This window comes from Pontibacter litorisediminis, assembly GCF_029360645.1.
GTDB lineage: Bacteria > Bacteroidota > Bacteroidia > Cytophagales > Hymenobacteraceae > Pontibacter > Pontibacter litorisediminis.
The window spans coordinates 92,188-107,542 of the sequence record NZ_JARDUA010000001.1 but is presented as its reverse complement, the minus strand read 5'-3'; the positions used below and the strand labels follow the sequence as shown (position 1 = coordinate 107,542).

The window sequence follows — 15,355 nt, the reverse complement described above, 5'->3', positions numbered from 1 at the left end:
CGTTAAGTTATATCTATAATCGGTAATAGCTAATGGTTGTTACTAAAGCACCCGCCAGAAAGCTTTGGGGTTTGTGCTAAAACTATTTCAGGCAAATCGTGTTATCAGGTAAATAATCAGATGCCATTTAACGATTTTTTCAAGCGATTGTTGGGCTTTAGAAATAATTTGCCCACCTGTAGCGAGACAAAGCGCTCGGTGAAGTTTATGGAAGCCTACCAGAAATGGCTTGACAGCCAGGTATACCTGCACTGGACAGCTCCCTTCTTTATGGCCTACCACTATAAAAATGCAGATTTACCAGCCCAATACAGAGTACAGCTGCTTTGTGAGGAACACCTAAAAGGGGTAATCTTTTTCTATGACCCCAGTATAGGGCCCGATAACTTCAGCTTCTTTTTTGAACTTGTGAAAGACCGCGTGCAACAGCAGGGATATAGCTTGCACAGCAGGAACACGCTTCAGGTAAGGCACGAGCGCTACACGGAGCAGGTGGAAAAGCTGGTGCTGACCCCTCCCGCCTCTGACCTTCCCGGCACAAGCCTTTGCAACCAGCTGTACGGAAACGTGTTGCTCGACTACATCCGGATAAACAAGAAACCTGGCTACATCCGCTTTGCCGCGAACCGCTACCAGGACCCTATTTTCTCAAAGCCACTCCCCTTTGAGGAGCTGTTGGAAAAAACGCTTGAGCCGGATGAGGAGGCGCGAAAATAAATCTGCCCGGCATGGCAACAGCAGCCAGTTCCGCCAAGTATAATCTTCTTAGATAGGGTATAAACTTTCGATATTAAATGTTATATTTAATTCGTAACCATTCCACATACCTGCTCTGTCTAAGCCTATGCAGCAACGTCTACTCCTCCTCTTAGTCTTCTTGTTGTGTACCGCGCTTTACCCCGCCCGCGCCACCCATATCGTAGGCGGTGAGTTTGAAATGCAGCACATCAGCGGGTATAACTATAAACTATCCCTGAACCTGTACTTCGACGTGGTCAATGGCAGCATTGGGGCGCGGGATCCATATATTTCGGTAAACATCTTCAGCAAGGCCACCAACAGGAACATTGGCCGTGTCACACTGGACCTGAGCAACTCCACACGGGTACCCTATACCAATATTGACTGCACGGTGGGCGAGTTGGTGACGGACAAGATCATCTACTCCTCGAACATCTACCTGAACCCTACCACTTACTTTGAGCCAGCGGGATACTATATCACCTGGGAGCGCTGCTGCCGGAACCGCACCATCAACAACATTATCCGTCCAGAAGATGCCGCGCAGGTATTTTACATGGAATTTCCACCGGTGGTGAAGAGCGGGCAGCTTTTTGAGAACTCGTCTCCCATCCTGTTCCCGCCCCTCAGCGACTACGCCTGCGTAAACGAGCTCTTCTACTTTGAGTTCAATGGCACCGACCCCGACGGAGACTCGCTGGTATATGACATGGTAACGCCTCTTAACGGCTATACCTCAGCAAACATGCCGGCATACTATAACATCAACTCTTACCCGCCGTTCTACATCACCAATCCTAGCGCTGGCCCATACCCGCCAATCCGATGGCAGGCGGGCTACAGCACCAACACCCAAATTCAGGGCTCCCCTCCTATTAACATAGATGCGGAAACAGGCCTGCTTACCATGCAGCCGTCGCAGAAAGGGCTTTTTGTTTTTGGGATACGGGTGCAGGAGTTCAGGGATGGAGTGAAGATAGGCGAAGTGCGCCGCGACTTTCAGGTGCTGGTCCTGGAGTGCCCCAGAAACCAGTCACCAAAGGTGTTGGCGCAGAAAAAAGGGCAGAAAAGCCGCTACGAAGAAGGTCAGGTGCTGCGTATCAGCCCCACCGACACCGAGCGCTGCCTGAACATCTACTTTACAGACCCGGACATGCGCGAGTTCGTGGAGCTACGGGCCAGGCCAGTGAACTTCCCCGCCTCGAGCTTTACCTTTAGCGGCTCCACCCGCGGCATGATCAACCAAAGCGGCAAGCAAGATACCCTTAGCGCCACTGTGTGTTTTAACGACTGCTTCGACACACAGGGAAAAGTATACCAACTGGACCTCATTGTGAAGGACGACGGCTGCAGCCTGCCCCGGCAGGATACCGTGCGGGTAAGTTTCGTGATCGATCCGCTGCCCGATGCTCCCCCTTCCGTATCGCTCACAACGAACAGGCGCGTGTTTGAGGTGCGTGAGGGCGACCAACTCAACTTCGATGTGATAGGCCTGGACCCTGACGAAGATGAGGTGTATTTATCTGCCGTCGGGAAGAATTTCGACATTGGCACACAACAGATCAACTTTGAGAACAAGAACGGCACAGGCCGCGTCACCTCACCCTTCACCTGGGACATCAACTGCGAGACCATGAAGCAGGAAAGTTATACGCTGGACTTTATAGTGAAAAGCATCGTTTGCGAGAAGGAAGTTACCCGTACAGAAACGATCGAGGTGCGCCCTGTCTCCAACAACCATGAGCCGACCATCGCCTCCGACCAAAACGCCACCACCATAGAGCTGGAGGTAGGGCAACCTTTTACGGCCAATGTGCTTGGGCGCGATGTGGACCTGGACATGCTCTCGCTATCGGCAAGTGCGGCAGGGTACACGCTGGAAGAGCTTGGCATGCAGTTCAGCAGCACCAACAGTGCGGGGGCCGCCGACGGCGTGTTCACGTGGACCCCGACCTGCACGGCTTTCCAGGAGAACAGCATTCGCGTCAAATTTAACTTGGCAGAGGAGGCCTGCGCCCCCTCTCCCGACAAGGAGCTGACGCTGGAGTTTATCGTCAGGGCACCAAACAACGCCCCCACCCTCACCTCCGACCAAAACGCCTATGCCTTCGCCATGCAATTAAACGAGGCCTTTGAGGCCAACTTTGATGGCTTAGACTTGGACAGGGACAACCTGATCATTACCGCGGAGGGAGACGGCTTTGCCCTGGCCGATTACGGCATGGTGTTCTCTGCCACAGGCGGGCCTGGGGAGGCCAAAGGCAAGTTCACCTGGTTGGCCAACTGCCCGGCCGCACAGCAGGAAGTACTCCGGGTAAACTTTGTTCTGCAGGAGGATGCATGCGACCCGAAGCCGCAGCGCCTGACGATGGAGTTTCGGGTAGAGGCGCCCAAGGTGGCGGACTACGTGCCGGCAAACATATTTACCCCTAACGGAGACGGCAAGAACGATTTCTTCCACATACCCGGCCTTCCACCGGAGTTCTGCACCGCCACCTTCACCAGCATCAAGGTGTACAACCGCTGGGGCCGTGAAGTGTTCCGCAGCACCGATAGCGCTTTTAAGTGGGACGGCTACGGGGTAAACGACGGCGTGTACTTCTACGTGATTGACTACGGCACCACCACCTACAAAGGAAGCGTGACGATAGTAAGGTAGCTAATGAAAAAGCATGCCCCCACCATAAAGAAAACTTTGGTGGGGGCATGCTTTGTTTAAGGTCGAAGTGTAACAATCACTTATAACTGTATCCTATAAGCTGCTTACAGCAAATGCATTAAGCCATAAACAGCAACACCAGGTATAAGCCAAGCCACAGGAAATCCAGAAAATGCCAGTAGCTGTTAAGCATAGAGAGCTGCAGGCGCCGGAATGGGTCCCGGATAAAGACAAGGCTGCGCACAGCGTCGCTGTTAACATAAATCGTTTTAAACACCATGAACGAGAGGAAAATAATGCCGCCCAGCAGGTGTAGGATATGCAGTGCAGAGATCAGGTATAGATAAGTGCCGGAGGATTTGCCGGTAAAATGCACTCCCGATTTCGTCATTTCGTTCCAGCCGATAAGCTGCGCACCAATAAACAACAAGCCCAGACCCAGAGTAGCGGCCAGGTAGCGCGCCATCTTCTTTAGCTTCTCGTGCTTGTAAAGGCGTGGCACCTTAGAGATAGTGTAGCTGCTGAAAAGAAGAATTATGGTGCTGATGCTGAAGAACCTGGGCAGCTCAAACTGCCCCTCCGGGAAGCCGCCGGTGCGGACAAACGCCACCACCAACACAAAGAACAGCACCCCGATGCCCACCATACTCAGGTACAGCAGCATCCGTATTGGGTGCATGCGCTCGATCCTCTTGAAGCCTGACCGCTGCCTTGCGTTTACTTGGTTCTTCTTATCTTGATTCATCCTCTGCTCCGTTATCCTGGGCCCTAAAAGCGGGCATTGCTTCAATACCTGCTGCACCCTATACGTGTAGTATTTTATACTTTTACAGCCTGTTTATAGTTTTATAAACGCCCCTTTAATTTATGCTGGACAGCCCTATAAGAGATTAACCACCACACTTTCTTTTTGTTGTGCTGCTTTCTACCAGAAAAGTATAGCAGGAAGCCATCACCATTGCCCGGTCGTTTGCGTTAGAAGAGGTGTCTCATGCCTGCATACCACTGTTATGAAGAAAAAACTACACCTGCTATACCTTTTGTTACTGCTCACGCTGCTGTCAGCTACAGGCACTCTAGCCCAACGTAACCGCGCGCCCTACACCGGCAGCAACCGTGTACTGCTCGCGCTGGATGGGCCCGCCGGCCGCTATGAGTTCGTGTCGGACCAGATGCTGGTGCGCTACAACAAGGAAACACAGCAACTTGAATGTATTCTGCCTGTAGAAACCCTTCTGCCGGTCCAGGACTCGGTGCCACAGAACATGGCCTATGAGGTGCTCTTTGGGGCCAAGTACCCGCAGCTGCTCATTACCATGGCAGCCCCAGTTCAGCAGATTAACGCGGGTAACCTTAGCCCGGAAACGCTGGAGCGCCGTACGAGCGTCCGGCTACAAAATGTGACCAGGGATCTGGAGGCGCCTGTTAGCTTTGCGCCGGAGAGCAGCTCGCTCTACTTTTCCACTACCCTCGACCTGCGACTGGAAGACTTTCAGGCATCGCTGCCGGTAGCATACCTCCCCCTGCTTACGGGCCGGCTAATCATTACGATCGATCGTGCCCGATGGATAAACCTAACCAGCAGGTAATCCATATGCCTCTATCTTAATGCCACTTATGTAGTATACTATAAACTATCAGGTGTAGTAGCTACCTCTTGCATCAACATGCGGCGGTCAGGCCGCTTTTTGCAGCTGATACGTGCTCATAAGTCTTGCGCGTATGGGTGGAAACGTTATTTTTGTGTATCCATCACCTAAATGCAATTCAATGAAAAATGCCTCTATCCTGCTATTGCTGGCTGTTGCCGCCTTCGGCTGTGACCAAACCAAGTCTTCTGCCACAAACGGGACTGGCACCGAAACTACCGCACCGGGCGCAGGTTCTGCCTACGGAGCTGCCTTTACCGAAGAACATGTGATTCCGGCCTCTGAGCTAACCACAGCCATAGCCGGAAAAGATTCTCTTCAGGCAACTGTGGCGGCGGAGATAAAGGAGAGCTGCCAGAAGAAAGGTTGTTGGATGGATGTGAAGCTGGATGACGACACACACATGAAAGTAACCTTTCGCGACTACGGCTTTTTCGTGCCGACGGAGAACCTGGAGGGCCGCCAGGTAGTGTTCACCGGCACCGCCAAGCGTGAAGTTGTCTCTGTAGAAGACCTCCGCCACTTTGCAGAGGATGCAGGAAAGTCCGCAGAAGAGGTTGCAGCTATCACGACACCCCGCGAAGAACTGAGGTTCGTAGCGGACGGTGTTCTTCTAAAGTAAAGACGCCAAGCCCGTTGGCACTAAAGAAACGGGCTGTCGTATGCGGCGGCCCGTTTCTTTAGTGCCTTTGATTCAAAATAAGGAGCGCAGGAGGGATAGTCTGCAGCGAACACGGCTATTTTAAATAAATGGGGACCTCGCTCCTCATCCATTCGCTGGCCTCAAACACTATTTTATGCTCCAAAAGAAATTATCTATCCTTACGCTGCTCCTCATCATCTGGCAGCTTCCAACCTTTGCCCAGCAAAAGCTGCGGGTGGAGCCGGCCTTCTGGTGGGCAGCCATGAAAGACCCTGGCCTGCAGCTGATGCTGCATGGGGATAACATCAGCACCCTCACCCCTGTAGTAAAGCACGACGGGGTAGCGCTTAAAGATGTCATCAAGGTAAAGAGCCCTAACTACCTTTTCATCAACCTCGACCTTACCAATGCAAAGCCCGGCCAGTTTACGCTGCAGCTGAAGCAGGGCAACAAAACCGTGCATCGCTACACCTACGAGCTGAAGCAGCGGGAGGCAAACGCGGCCCAGCGGCAAAGCTTTACAACGGCCGATGTGCTTTACCTGATTACGCCCGACCGCTTTGCCAACGGTGACCCTAAAAACGATGAGGTAAAAGGCATGACCGAAGGGCTGAACCGGTCTGACAAGAGCGGCCGCCACGGAGGCGATATCGCGGGCATTATTCAGAACCTAGACTACATCAAAGACATGGGTTTTACAGCCCTGTGGGTAAACCCGGTACTGGAGAACAACCAAAAAAGAACCTCCTACCACGGCTACTCCACCACCGACTACTATAAAGTGGACCCTCGCTTCGGCTCCAACGCGACCTACCTGCAGCTCTCAAAGGAGGCCAGGCAGCGTGGTATAAAGCTGGTGATGGACATGGTCCTGAACCACATCGGCTCGGAGCATTGGTGGATGAACGACCTGCCGACGGAAGATTGGCTGAACCAGCAGGCAAACCATAAAACCACTAACCACCGCCGCGAAGCCTTACAGGACCCCTACGCCTCGGCTTATGATCGCAACCTGCACACCGACGGCTGGTTTGTGGAGTCGATGCCAGACCTGAACCAGAAAAACAAGTTACTGGCTACCTATCTGATCCAAAACTCGCTCTGGTGGATTGAGTATGCTGACCTAGGCGGCATCCGCATGGATACCTACTCCTATCCTGACCCAGGCTTTATGAGTAATTGGACCCGCCGCGTAATGGAAGAGTACCCGAACTTTAACATCGTGGGCGAAGAGTGGTCTCTCAACCCGGCTATTGTAGCGTACTGGCAACGCGGCAAGCACAATCCCAATGGCTATGTATCTTACCTGCCCAGCCTTATGGACTTCCCGGTGCAGGCCGCCCTGGCCACTGCCCTGCGCGACGAGGAGCGTGGCTGGGACACCGGCTGGCTGCACCTATACCAGGTGCTGGCCACAGATTTCCTCTACGCCGACCCGCAAAACCTGGTGGTGTTCCCGGACAACCATGACATGGACCGCATCTACACCCAAATGAACCAGGACGCGGATCTGACAAAACTAGCCCTGACCTTCCTCCTGACCACGCGAGGCATCCCACAACTTTACTATGGCACGGAGATCCTGATGCACAACGAGGCAAAAGGCGACCATGGCATTATCCGCACTGACTTTCCGGGAGGGTGGCCCGCTGACAAAACGAATGCCTTTACCGGCGAGGGCCTCACAGAGCAACAGGTGCAGATGCAGCAGTTCATGAAAAAGCTGCTGCGCTGGCGCCAAGGTGCCGAGGTGGTGCACAAAGGGAAATTAATACACTACGCTCCCTATAAAGGCGTGTACGTGTACTTCCGTGAAGTGCCCGGCAAAAAAGTCATGGTGATCCTGAATAAGAACGAAGAGCCGTATGAGCTGGAGCTGGAGAAGTTTGCGCCGCAGTTAAAAGGAGTAGCAACAGGGGTTGACGTGCTATCAGGGAAAACTTATATTCTGAGCCAGCCAAAGGTCGCGCTGCCTAGCAAGGCCCCGTTAGTGCTGGAGCTGCAGTGACACTGGCTGAAACATTTCTGAACGGCATCCGGTTTGCATCCCGGGTGCTGTTTTTTTATACTTGCTTTTTAAGCAACATCGGCTAAAGTATAAATCTTGGCCAGAACCACAATTACTACCACATGACTGACTTTCTTGAGAGAGTATACTTCCACAACTCCATCCAAACGTACCTTATCGCGCTAGGCTTTGTGCTGCTTGGTATCCTGCTGATCGGTATCTTTAAAAAACGTGTCCTTACCCGTATTGCCAAGCTCACACAGAAGACAAAGTCCAACTTTGACAACCACCTGATAGAGAGCATAGACCGCTTTGGAGTGCCGGCCCTCTACATTGCCTTGTTCTACGCTGGCCTGGACTACCTGGCGCTCCCGGTGCGGTTCAACAAAATCATTCAGGTGGCCGTTACCGTGGCCATCACGTTTCTGGCTATCCGCATCATCGCCTCCACCATCCTGTTGCTGCTGCGCTCCTACATTGGCCGGCAGGATAACGGTGAAGAGAAAGTGAAGCAGTTAGGCGGCGTGATCCTGGTCGTAAACATCATTATCTGGGGCCTGGGACTGCTTACCCTTTTGGATAACCTGGGCTATGACGTCACCACGGTGGTTGCCGGCCTGGGTATTGGAGGTATTGCCGTGGCGCTGGCAGCCCAAAACATACTCGGTGACCTTTTCAACTACTTCGTTATTTTCTTCGACCGCCCCTTTGAGGTAGGAGACTTTATAGTGATCGATGATAAGTCCGGTGTGGTGGATAAGGTGGGTGTGAAGACAACGCGTATCAAGAGCCTCTCAGGCGAGCAGCTGGTATTCGCCAACTCCGACCTGACCAACTCCCGCATCCACAACTACAAGCAGATGCAGCAGCGCCGCGTGGTGTTTAAGCTTGGTGTTATTTACCAGACAAGCTACGAGCACCTGGAGAGCATCCCGGAGTTACTGCGCCAGATTGTGGAGGCACAGGACATGGTTCGCTTCGACCGTGCCCACTTTGTGTCTTACGGCGACTCCAGCCTCGACTTTGAGACGGTATACTACGTGCTGTCCTCTAACTACAACGACTACATGGACATTCACCAACGCATCAACCTGGGCATCTTCAGGGAGTTCCAGAAGCGTGGGATTGAGTTCGCTTACCCGACCCGCACGATGTTTGTGGTGCACGAGCAACAAGAGAAAGAAGAACAGGCCGTCTAGTGGCCTCCATGCAACTCAATAAAAACGGGCAGCGCCTTGATGGCCGCTGCCCGTTTGCTTTAGAAGGGAAATTTATACTTATAGCGCAGTCTTATACTTCAGGATGACAGCTTTGCCTTTCTTGCTTCCTTCGCTGGCGATGTATGCATCCCCGTTATCAGCGAAGGCAAGGCCCTCTGCCTGTCGCAACGCCTTCTTATCAAGCGGTACCACACTGCTGATCGAGCCGTTTTCCTTTAAGACCATGATACGGTTGTTCACGGCATCGAGCATGTAATACACCCCTGTCTGTGGGTGTATCTCTAGCGAGGAAGGTTGAAGCACGTCGTACCCGTCCTTTTTGCTTTTGCCGGATGAGGCCTGCAAAGGTTCCTGCGCCAATGGGATAGTTATGACGGGATCAGGGTTCATTTTACCGTTCTCCAGGCTGATCTCGTAGATGCCCTTGTTCTGGCCCAGTGCCTTGTCGTGGCCTTTGCAGGCGAGCAGCAGGCGGTTATTGGCCTTGTCCAGCGCCAACCCTTCGGTGTTTTGGCTGCCGGCAAGCACCGATTTAAATTGCCTTACCTGCGGCTTCTGGCTCATAAAGTCACGTACTTCAAACACGGTGCCGTCGCTGCGCAACACGTAGGCCGTGCTGCCGTCAACAGCCAGGCCCTCATAATCGCCTGGGCCACCAAATGGGTACTGCTCCTCCAGTTTCTGCGACTCCAGGTTGTAGATGAAGATAATGCCTTTCTCATCCTGCACGCAAGCCATACGCTCACCTGGCAGCAGTGCTATGCCGGAAACCTCCCGTAACTCAGCCGGCAGCTCCCAAGAGGCCTCTGGTTTTGCAAAAGCGTTGGCGTTGGCGTCAGAACCCCCTATGGCATGTATAAGCGAAGCCTCCTGCACGTCTGCAGCGGCGGCAGGAGCTGTGCCACCACCTGTTTGCTCTATTAGGTTGCCGCTTTGGTCAAAGGTCAGCTCCACCTCCTGGTTTCGGTGCTCCAGCTCCACCACATAGCGTGTTGTTCCGCCTTCTTTTACCAGGCTCGACTCGTCCACGGTATACTTGTCGAAATACTGCTGCATGTACGCCAGCACCTGCGGAGGCAGGCTGTTGGCGGCAATCTCCTCCTCTACCTGCAGCAGCTGCCCCGACGGGCTGAACAGCACGGAGCGCTCACGGCCTCCCAGCTCAAACTCAGCCTCAAAGCCTGCATCCTCCTCATCCCAATCCGGATTCTTCACGTCAGGGTAAAGGGATGCAAACTGCGTCTTTACGCCTTCCGGCACCTCCACCCTGTTCCATAGCTCGCTTATCTCACTGCTCATCTCGCCACACGCTGTAGCTCCAAACAGCAGCACTCCTCCCAGCACGGCACTAGTCAACTTGTTCGTATTCATATGATTCAAAATTTCAAATTAAAGCCTATAGACAAGTATACTGGCTGAATTTGAAGAGAATCTGAAGAAAGGGCCGCTGCGACATTATTTTGTAAAATAAATGCAGAGGCTGTGCTCGCCGTTGCTGTAGTTATACTTGGGGATAAGGCCGTAGAGGTCGCAGATTTTTTTGACCAGCGCCAGCCCAATGCCCAGCGAGCCTACGGCGTCGTGGCCTGTGCGGAAGCGGCTGAAGAGCTGCTCAGGCTGGTCCTGCGGCGCATCGCCGGTGTTGCGGATGCAGAGCTTCTGGCGGTTGAGCAGCACCTTTATACTTCCCCCCGGGTAGTTGTGCTTGATGGCGTTGTTGAGTAGGTTCTGCAGCAGCACGTCGGTCAGGCCGCTGTTCATATGCAGGTGCACCTCCTCCAGCTCCTCCACCTGCACATCCAGTTCCCGCATGCTGATCACCTCCTGCAAGTGAGCCAGCTGCTCCTGCAGCAGCTTGTGCAGCGGCACCTGCTCCTCAGCGGTAAACTCGCGGTTCTCGATGCGGGTTAGCAGGATGAGGGACTTGTTCAGGCGGGCCAGCCGGTTCAGGGCGCCGTACATGTCCGAGAGCAGACGGGCCTGCTCCTCGTCCAGGTGCTCGGACTGCATAAACAGCTCTACCTTGCTGCTCACAATCGCCAGCGGCGTCTGTATCTCGTGCGAGACGTTCTCGGTGAACTCCTTCAGGTTCAGGAAATCGCTGTGGATCTTATGCGTCATGCTGTGCAGCACCTGGTTCAGCTCCTCAAACTCTTTCGTGGTGCTTTTCTTAAGGGTCAGCGGCTGCTGCTGGCTCAAGGAGTACCCCTTTATCCGGGCAAGGGTATCGTAGAAGTGCCGCCAGGTATACTTGTTGGTGTAGTAGTTCACAAAAGCCAGGCCTACCAACAGCAGTATAAAGATCCAGATCATGGCCAAAACCGTGCTTTCGGTCAGGTCGTCGAAATCCATCAGGGACTTCAGGATAGTATACTCGTAGGGTTTGCCCTGGCGGTAGGCCGTGAAGGTGAGCTGCCGGAAAGGGATGTACTCCTCGTCGTAGGTGCTATAGATGAGCGTGTCCCGCAGGTGCTCCATCACCAGGTTGTCGGCGTTGCCCTCTTTCACCAATATGGCCTCCGAAATGCCGGAGGTAACGTTCGGCAGCCGATCGTACTTCTGTATGTAGGCGATGATGTTTTCCTTGTCCGTAAAGAGCTGGTCGTCCACCTCATCGTAGATCTCCTCGCGCAGCGACAGGTAAAACACCGTACCGCCCACCGCGAACACCACCAGCGACACCAGCAGGTAGTATAAGCTGGTCTTGGTCAGGATTCTCATGGGCTCGTGAACTTGTAGCCCAGGCCGTATACCGTCTGGATGTAATCCTGGCCGCCGGCATCCACGATCTTGCGGCGCAGGTTCTTGATGTGCGTGTACACAAAGTCCAGGGAGTCCAGCATCTCGATGTGATCGCCCCACAGGTACTCGGCAATGGATTCTTTGGTGAGGACACGGTTGCGGTTGGAGACAAAGTATAGCAGCAACTCATACTCTTTGCGGGTAAGCGTGAGCGGCTTGCCAGCCACCGAGGCCTCTGCCGCCTCGGGCTGCACCTCCACCTCGCCCACGCGCAGCACCTTCTGCCCGTTGAAATTGCGCCGCCGCAGCACCGATTTCAAGCGCGCATTCAGCTCCGACAGGTGAAACGGCTTGGTCAGGTAATCGTCGGCCCCCACTTCCAGACCGGTAATTTTATCATCGAGGGCGTTCTTAGCGGATATGATGATGATGCCGGTGTCCGGGTGGTTCTCCTTTACCGAGCGCACAATGTTGAGCCCGTTTCCGCCGGGCAAGGTAAGGTCTACCACCAGGCAGGCGTAGGTGTGGGAGGCTGTCTTGAGCAGGGCGCTGTGGTAATCGGTGGCGGCGTCGCAGGTATAGCCCTCCTGCTTCAGGTAAGCCACGATAGACTCTTTCAGCGCCTCTTCGTCTTCTATAACAAGTACTTTCATAGGATCTTTCAGAAACGGGAAATTACAGAAGAAGTCTGAAGGAATTCTGAGCAATAAGTATAAAAAAAGCCTGCCACGCAAATGGCAGGCGACCGCTCCTTTTTAGGATGGATCAATTTGTCACTTTCGCCTCGTGCTTGTGGGAAGTATAAAACCTGTTCCGCAGCCACTGCGCCACGTTCACCAGCAGGATCAGTGCCGGCACCTCCACCAGCGGCCCCACTACCCCGGCAAAGGCCTGGCCGGAGTTGATGCCGAATACCCCGATGGCCACGGCGATGGCCAGCTCAAAGTTATTTCCCGCCGCCGTGAATGAAATGGCCGCGTTCTGTGCGTAGTCTGCCCCCACGGCCTTACCCGCGAAAAAGCTCACCAAAAACATCACCGCAAAGTATATCATGAGCGGCACGGCCAGCAGCAGCACATCGAAAGGAATGCTCACAATAGTGTTGCCTTTCAGGCTGAACATCACCACAATGGTAAAAAGCAAGGCGATAAGGGTAATGGGACTGATGAAGGGGATGAACTTCTGCTGGTACCACTCCTCTCCTTTTATACGTTTCAGCACCACCCTTGACAGCAAGCCAGCGGCAAACGGTATGCCCAGGTAAACGGCTACGCTCTTGGCCACCTCGCCCATGCTTATACTCACCACCTCGCCTTTTATGCCAAAATAGGGCGGCAGCACCGTGATGAACAGGTAAGCAAACAGACTGTAGAAGAGCACCTGGAAAATGCTGTTAAAGGCCACCAGCCCCGCGGCATACTCCCGGTCGCCTTCGGCCAACTCGTTCCAGACGATGACCATGGCAATGCAGCGGGCCAGGCCGATCATGATCAGGCCCACCATGTACTCGGGGTAATCGCGGAGAAAAAGTATAGCCAGCAGGAACATGAGCAGCGGCCCCACCAGCCAGTTGAGCACCAGCGACACCGAGAGTACCTTAATGTTACGGAACACCTTGCCCAGCTGCTCGTAGCGCACCTTCGCCAAGGGCGGGTACATCATCAGGATGAGGCCAAGCGCAATAGGCACGTTCGTGGTACCGCTCTGGAAGGAGTTGATGAAGCTTTCGGTGCCTGGCAGCAGGTATCCCAAAGCCACGCCAAGCCCCATCGCCAGGAAGATCCAAAGCGTGAGGTAACGGTCTAGGAAGGAAAGGCGCTTACGTTTATAAGTGGGGTTACAGGTTGTCATGTTAATTATACCTATACTTTAAGACTATAGCATAAATCGCTGTATGACAAATTTTTAATAAGCCTTGCGCAGCATGTCGGCAAACTCGTTTGGCAGCGGGCTTTCCTCTACGGCCTGGGCGGCCTGCTCCACGTCGTACGGCACGCGCACAAACTCCACTTTGATACTTTCCGCCACGGCGGCCGTGCTATGCTCATCCAACTCCAGCAGCACGTAGCAGGCGCGCGGGTCGCCGTCTTTCGGCTTGCCTACAGAGCCCAGGTTAATGGCGTGCCTGTAGGTTTGCCCCTGCTCCGACAGCAGTTTCCGATGATAGGGCTTATGCGTATGGCCAAAAAGCATGATGTCGGCCCGGGCCTCCTCCATTATCCTGACCATGCTGCTCTCCGGCCGGTCCTCGAACAGGTACTCGTTTATCTTCCGCGGGCTGCCGTGCACCATCAGGAGGTGGAGCTTCTCCCCCTTCTCTGGCTGAAACTCCAATGCCAGGTGGCGCGGCAACTCCCGCAGGTACTTCCGGTTAGCAGGGCTGAGGATCTGGTTGGTGAAACTGATGGACTGGTTGCCGCGGGCTTTGTCCTCCTCAGACTTATAGGCGCAGCCGCAGTCACCGCTGTTCAGCCCCACACCCTCGTCATAGTTGCCGGCAATGGTGGGGATGCGGTTCTGGCGTATCAACTGCACCACCTCATTGGCCCACACGTTGTAGCCCACAAGGTCGCCGAGGCAGTACACCATGTCGGGCTGCTTCTGCTGCAGGTCCTGCAGCACCGCATCCAGGGCCGGCAGGTTAGCGTGGATGTCGCTAAAGAAAGCTATTCTCATGTTTCAGAAATGATTTAACCAAACAGGCAAAAAACACAGCAAGTATAGATGTTATACTTCCTGCAATGTTAATTTTTATACTTTAGCAACAGCCGCTGCCGGGGGTGCAAACCTCGCCTTCCAAGCCTGTCGTAAAGCTGATATCGGTTAGCTGTACCAGAGGCTTCTCGTCTTTGGCAGGCGGCATGCAGCAGGCGCTGGCTTCGGCGTTTTCGTAGTGCGGGTCGTTGAATTCGGCATCCTCGTGGAAGTAATACACCTCCCACTGCACCCCATCCGGGTCCTGTACCCAGAACTTATCCTGCACGGCATAGCAGCAGGCGGTACCAATCTCCTCCTTCAGCACGAGGCCTTGTGCTTTGGCAACCTCCAGGCGCTGCTCCAACTCCTGCTGCGTCTCCACCTGAAAGCCCAGGTGGCCGAAGTTTTGCTGCACCCGCTGCGGGTTCTCAACAAAAGAGATGATCAGCGAGGGATTGTCCAGCACATACTTGGCGTAGTTTGGCTTTACTTTGGTCGGTTCCTGGCCGAAGAAGGAAGTATAAAAGTCGGTGGTCCTGCGGATATCACTCACGTACAGGCTCACGTGCATGCGGGGAAAAAGGGAATGGCTCATAGCTGTATACTTTACTCGGTTGAATTCTTATGTTTAACAGCTGCAGCTGTCGTTGCAGCAGGTACTTTTAATAGAGGTCAGCATACTATCCAGCAGCTGCCTTGCCCTATCGAACTGCTCCTGGTCGATGCAGTAGCAGACGGTGAGCCCATCGATCACCCCCTTTATCAGGCCGACGTTCTTGAGCTCCTGCAGGTGCTGCGATACAGTGGTGCGGCTCAGCGGCAAGGCGTTAGAGATATCGCCGGAGATGCAGGTCTTTGCTTCGGCTAGGTGCTGCAGGATTGCGATGCGCGCCGGGTGCGACAACACCTTGGCCAAGCGGGCTACCTCCTGCTGCTCCGGGCTAAACTGTGTGGCTTTGGTATAGGTCATGCTTTAAATGAAGTATGACGTAAACA

14 protein-coding genes are annotated in these 15,355 nt (G+C 53.9%); 6 read left to right on the top strand and 8 right to left on the bottom strand.

Going from position 1 to position 15,355, the window contains the following annotated elements; translation table 11 throughout:
• The first annotated feature begins 207 nt into the window (after positions 1-207).
• Both PXG97_RS00480 and PXG97_RS00475 read left to right on the top strand, forming a co-directional pair.
• On the top strand, positions 208-717 hold the full coding sequence (locus PXG97_RS00480; RefSeq protein ID WP_276495741.1) for a hypothetical protein: 510 nt from the start codon (positions 208-210) through the stop codon (positions 715-717).
• 127 nt (positions 718-844) lie between these two features.
• Entirely contained in the window at positions 845-3,400 is a 2,556-nt protein-coding gene (locus PXG97_RS00475) for a T9SS type B sorting domain-containing protein (RefSeq protein WP_276495740.1), read from the top strand.
• A 118-nt stretch (positions 3,401-3,518) separates the two neighbouring features.
• Here PXG97_RS00475 and PXG97_RS00470 read toward each other — a convergent pair whose 3' ends face one another.
• Entirely contained in the window at positions 3,519-4,145 is a 627-nt protein-coding gene (locus tag PXG97_RS00470) for a cytochrome c oxidase subunit 3 (RefSeq protein WP_276495739.1), read from the bottom strand.
• A gap of 265 nt (positions 4,146-4,410) precedes the next feature.
• On the opposite strand from PXG97_RS00470, the gene PXG97_RS00465 reads away from it, so the two are divergent.
• The 4 genes from PXG97_RS00465 to PXG97_RS00450 all read left to right on the top strand — a co-directional run bounded on the left by PXG97_RS00465 (position 4,411) and on the right by PXG97_RS00450 (position 8,899).
• Entirely contained in the window at positions 4,411-4,989 is a 579-nt protein-coding gene (locus tag PXG97_RS00465) for a hypothetical protein (RefSeq protein ID WP_276495738.1), read from the top strand.
• A 181-nt stretch (positions 4,990-5,170) separates the two neighbouring features.
• Complete coding sequence (locus PXG97_RS00460; protein ID WP_276495737.1) at positions 5,171-5,671, top strand: DUF4920 domain-containing protein; 501 nt, start codon at positions 5,171-5,173, stop codon at positions 5,669-5,671.
• A 175-nt stretch (positions 5,672-5,846) separates the two neighbouring features.
• A complete protein-coding gene (locus PXG97_RS00455; protein WP_276495736.1) occupies positions 5,847-7,700 on the top strand; it encodes a glycoside hydrolase family 13 protein in 1,854 nt (617 codons plus the stop codon).
• Positions 7,701-7,822: 122 nt separating this feature from the next.
• A complete protein-coding gene (locus PXG97_RS00450; protein ID WP_276495735.1) occupies positions 7,823-8,899 on the top strand; it encodes a mechanosensitive ion channel family protein in 1,077 nt (358 codons plus the stop codon).
• A 78-nt stretch (positions 8,900-8,977) separates the two neighbouring features.
• On the opposite strand, the gene PXG97_RS00445 is transcribed toward PXG97_RS00450, so the two are convergent.
• The 7 genes from PXG97_RS00445 to PXG97_RS00415 all read right to left on the bottom strand — a co-directional run bounded on the left by PXG97_RS00445 (position 8,978) and on the right by PXG97_RS00415 (position 15,329).
• Positions 8,978-10,291, bottom strand: a complete 1,314-nt coding sequence (locus PXG97_RS00445) for a PepSY-like domain-containing protein (RefSeq protein ID WP_276495734.1) — start codon at positions 10,289-10,291, stop codon at positions 8,978-8,980.
• An 84-nt stretch (positions 10,292-10,375) separates the two neighbouring features.
• Positions 10,376-11,641 carry a sensor histidine kinase gene (gene porY / locus PXG97_RS00440; RefSeq protein ID WP_276495733.1) on the bottom strand — a complete coding sequence of 422 codons (1,266 nt, stop codon included), beginning with the start codon at positions 11,639-11,641 and terminating at the stop codon, positions 10,376-10,378.
• Positions 11,638-12,315 (bottom strand): response regulator transcription factor, encoded by a 678-nt coding sequence (locus PXG97_RS00435; protein ID WP_276495732.1) that lies wholly within the window; start codon positions 12,313-12,315, stop codon positions 11,638-11,640. Before PXG97_RS00435 ends, porY begins: the two co-directional genes overlap by 4 nt.
• A 112-nt stretch (positions 12,316-12,427) precedes the next feature.
• Positions 12,428-13,513, bottom strand: a complete 1,086-nt coding sequence (gene arsB / locus PXG97_RS00430; RefSeq protein WP_276495731.1) for an ACR3 family arsenite efflux transporter — start codon at positions 13,511-13,513, stop codon at positions 12,428-12,430.
• 54 nt (positions 13,514-13,567) lie between these two features.
• Entirely contained in the window at positions 13,568-14,338 is a 771-nt protein-coding gene (locus tag PXG97_RS00425) for a metallophosphoesterase family protein (protein ID WP_276495730.1), read from the bottom strand.
• Positions 14,339-14,420: 82 nt separating this feature from the next.
• Positions 14,421-14,954: an ArsI/CadI family heavy metal resistance metalloenzyme gene (locus PXG97_RS00420; RefSeq protein WP_276495729.1), complete on the bottom strand. Its 534-nt coding sequence runs from the start codon at positions 14,952-14,954 to the stop codon at positions 14,421-14,423.
• A 33-nt stretch (positions 14,955-14,987) separates the two neighbouring features.
• On the bottom strand, positions 14,988-15,329 hold the full coding sequence (locus PXG97_RS00415; RefSeq protein WP_276495728.1) for an ArsR/SmtB family transcription factor: 342 nt from the start codon (positions 15,327-15,329) through the stop codon (positions 14,988-14,990).
• Between the last annotated feature and the right edge of the window lie 26 nt (positions 15,330-15,355).

Excerpts from the sequence above, each read along its gene's own strand:
- arsB (WP_276495731.1), bottom strand. The coding sequence starts at position 13,513 with ATGACAACCTGTAACCCCACTTATAAACGTAAGCGCCTTTCCTTCCTA.
- PXG97_RS00475 (WP_276495740.1), top strand. The coding sequence starts at position 845 with ATGCAGCAACGTCTACTCCTCCTCTTAGTCTTCTTGTTGTGTACCGCG.
- PXG97_RS00435 (WP_276495732.1), bottom strand. The coding sequence starts at position 12,315 with ATGAAAGTACTTGTTATAGAAGACGAAGAGGCGCTGAAAGAGTCTATC.
- PXG97_RS00470 (WP_276495739.1), bottom strand. The coding sequence starts at position 4,145 with ATGAATCAAGATAAGAAGAACCAAGTAAACGCAAGGCAGCGGTCAGGC.
- PXG97_RS00445 (WP_276495734.1), bottom strand. The coding sequence starts at position 10,291 with ATGAATACGAACAAGTTGACTAGTGCCGTGCTGGGAGGAGTGCTGCTG.
- PXG97_RS00460 (WP_276495737.1), top strand. The coding sequence starts at position 5,171 with ATGAAAAATGCCTCTATCCTGCTATTGCTGGCTGTTGCCGCCTTCGGC.
- PXG97_RS00465 (WP_276495738.1), top strand. The coding sequence starts at position 4,411 with ATGAAGAAAAAACTACACCTGCTATACCTTTTGTTACTGCTCACGCTG.
- PXG97_RS00415 (WP_276495728.1), bottom strand. The coding sequence starts at position 15,329 with ATGACCTATACCAAAGCCACACAGTTTAGCCCGGAGCAGCAGGAGGTA.
- PXG97_RS00420 (WP_276495729.1), bottom strand. The coding sequence starts at position 14,954 with ATGAGCCATTCCCTTTTTCCCCGCATGCACGTGAGCCTGTACGTGAGT.
- PXG97_RS00425 (WP_276495730.1), bottom strand. The coding sequence starts at position 14,338 with ATGAGAATAGCTTTCTTTAGCGACATCCACGCTAACCTGCCGGCCCTG.
- porY (WP_276495733.1), bottom strand. The coding sequence starts at position 11,641 with ATGAGAATCCTGACCAAGACCAGCTTATACTACCTGCTGGTGTCGCTG.
- PXG97_RS00480 (WP_276495741.1), top strand. The coding sequence starts at position 208 with ATGGAAGCCTACCAGAAATGGCTTGACAGCCAGGTATACCTGCACTGG.
- PXG97_RS00450 (WP_276495735.1), top strand. The coding sequence starts at position 7,823 with ATGACTGACTTTCTTGAGAGAGTATACTTCCACAACTCCATCCAAACG.
- PXG97_RS00455 (WP_276495736.1), top strand. The coding sequence starts at position 5,847 with ATGCTCCAAAAGAAATTATCTATCCTTACGCTGCTCCTCATCATCTGG.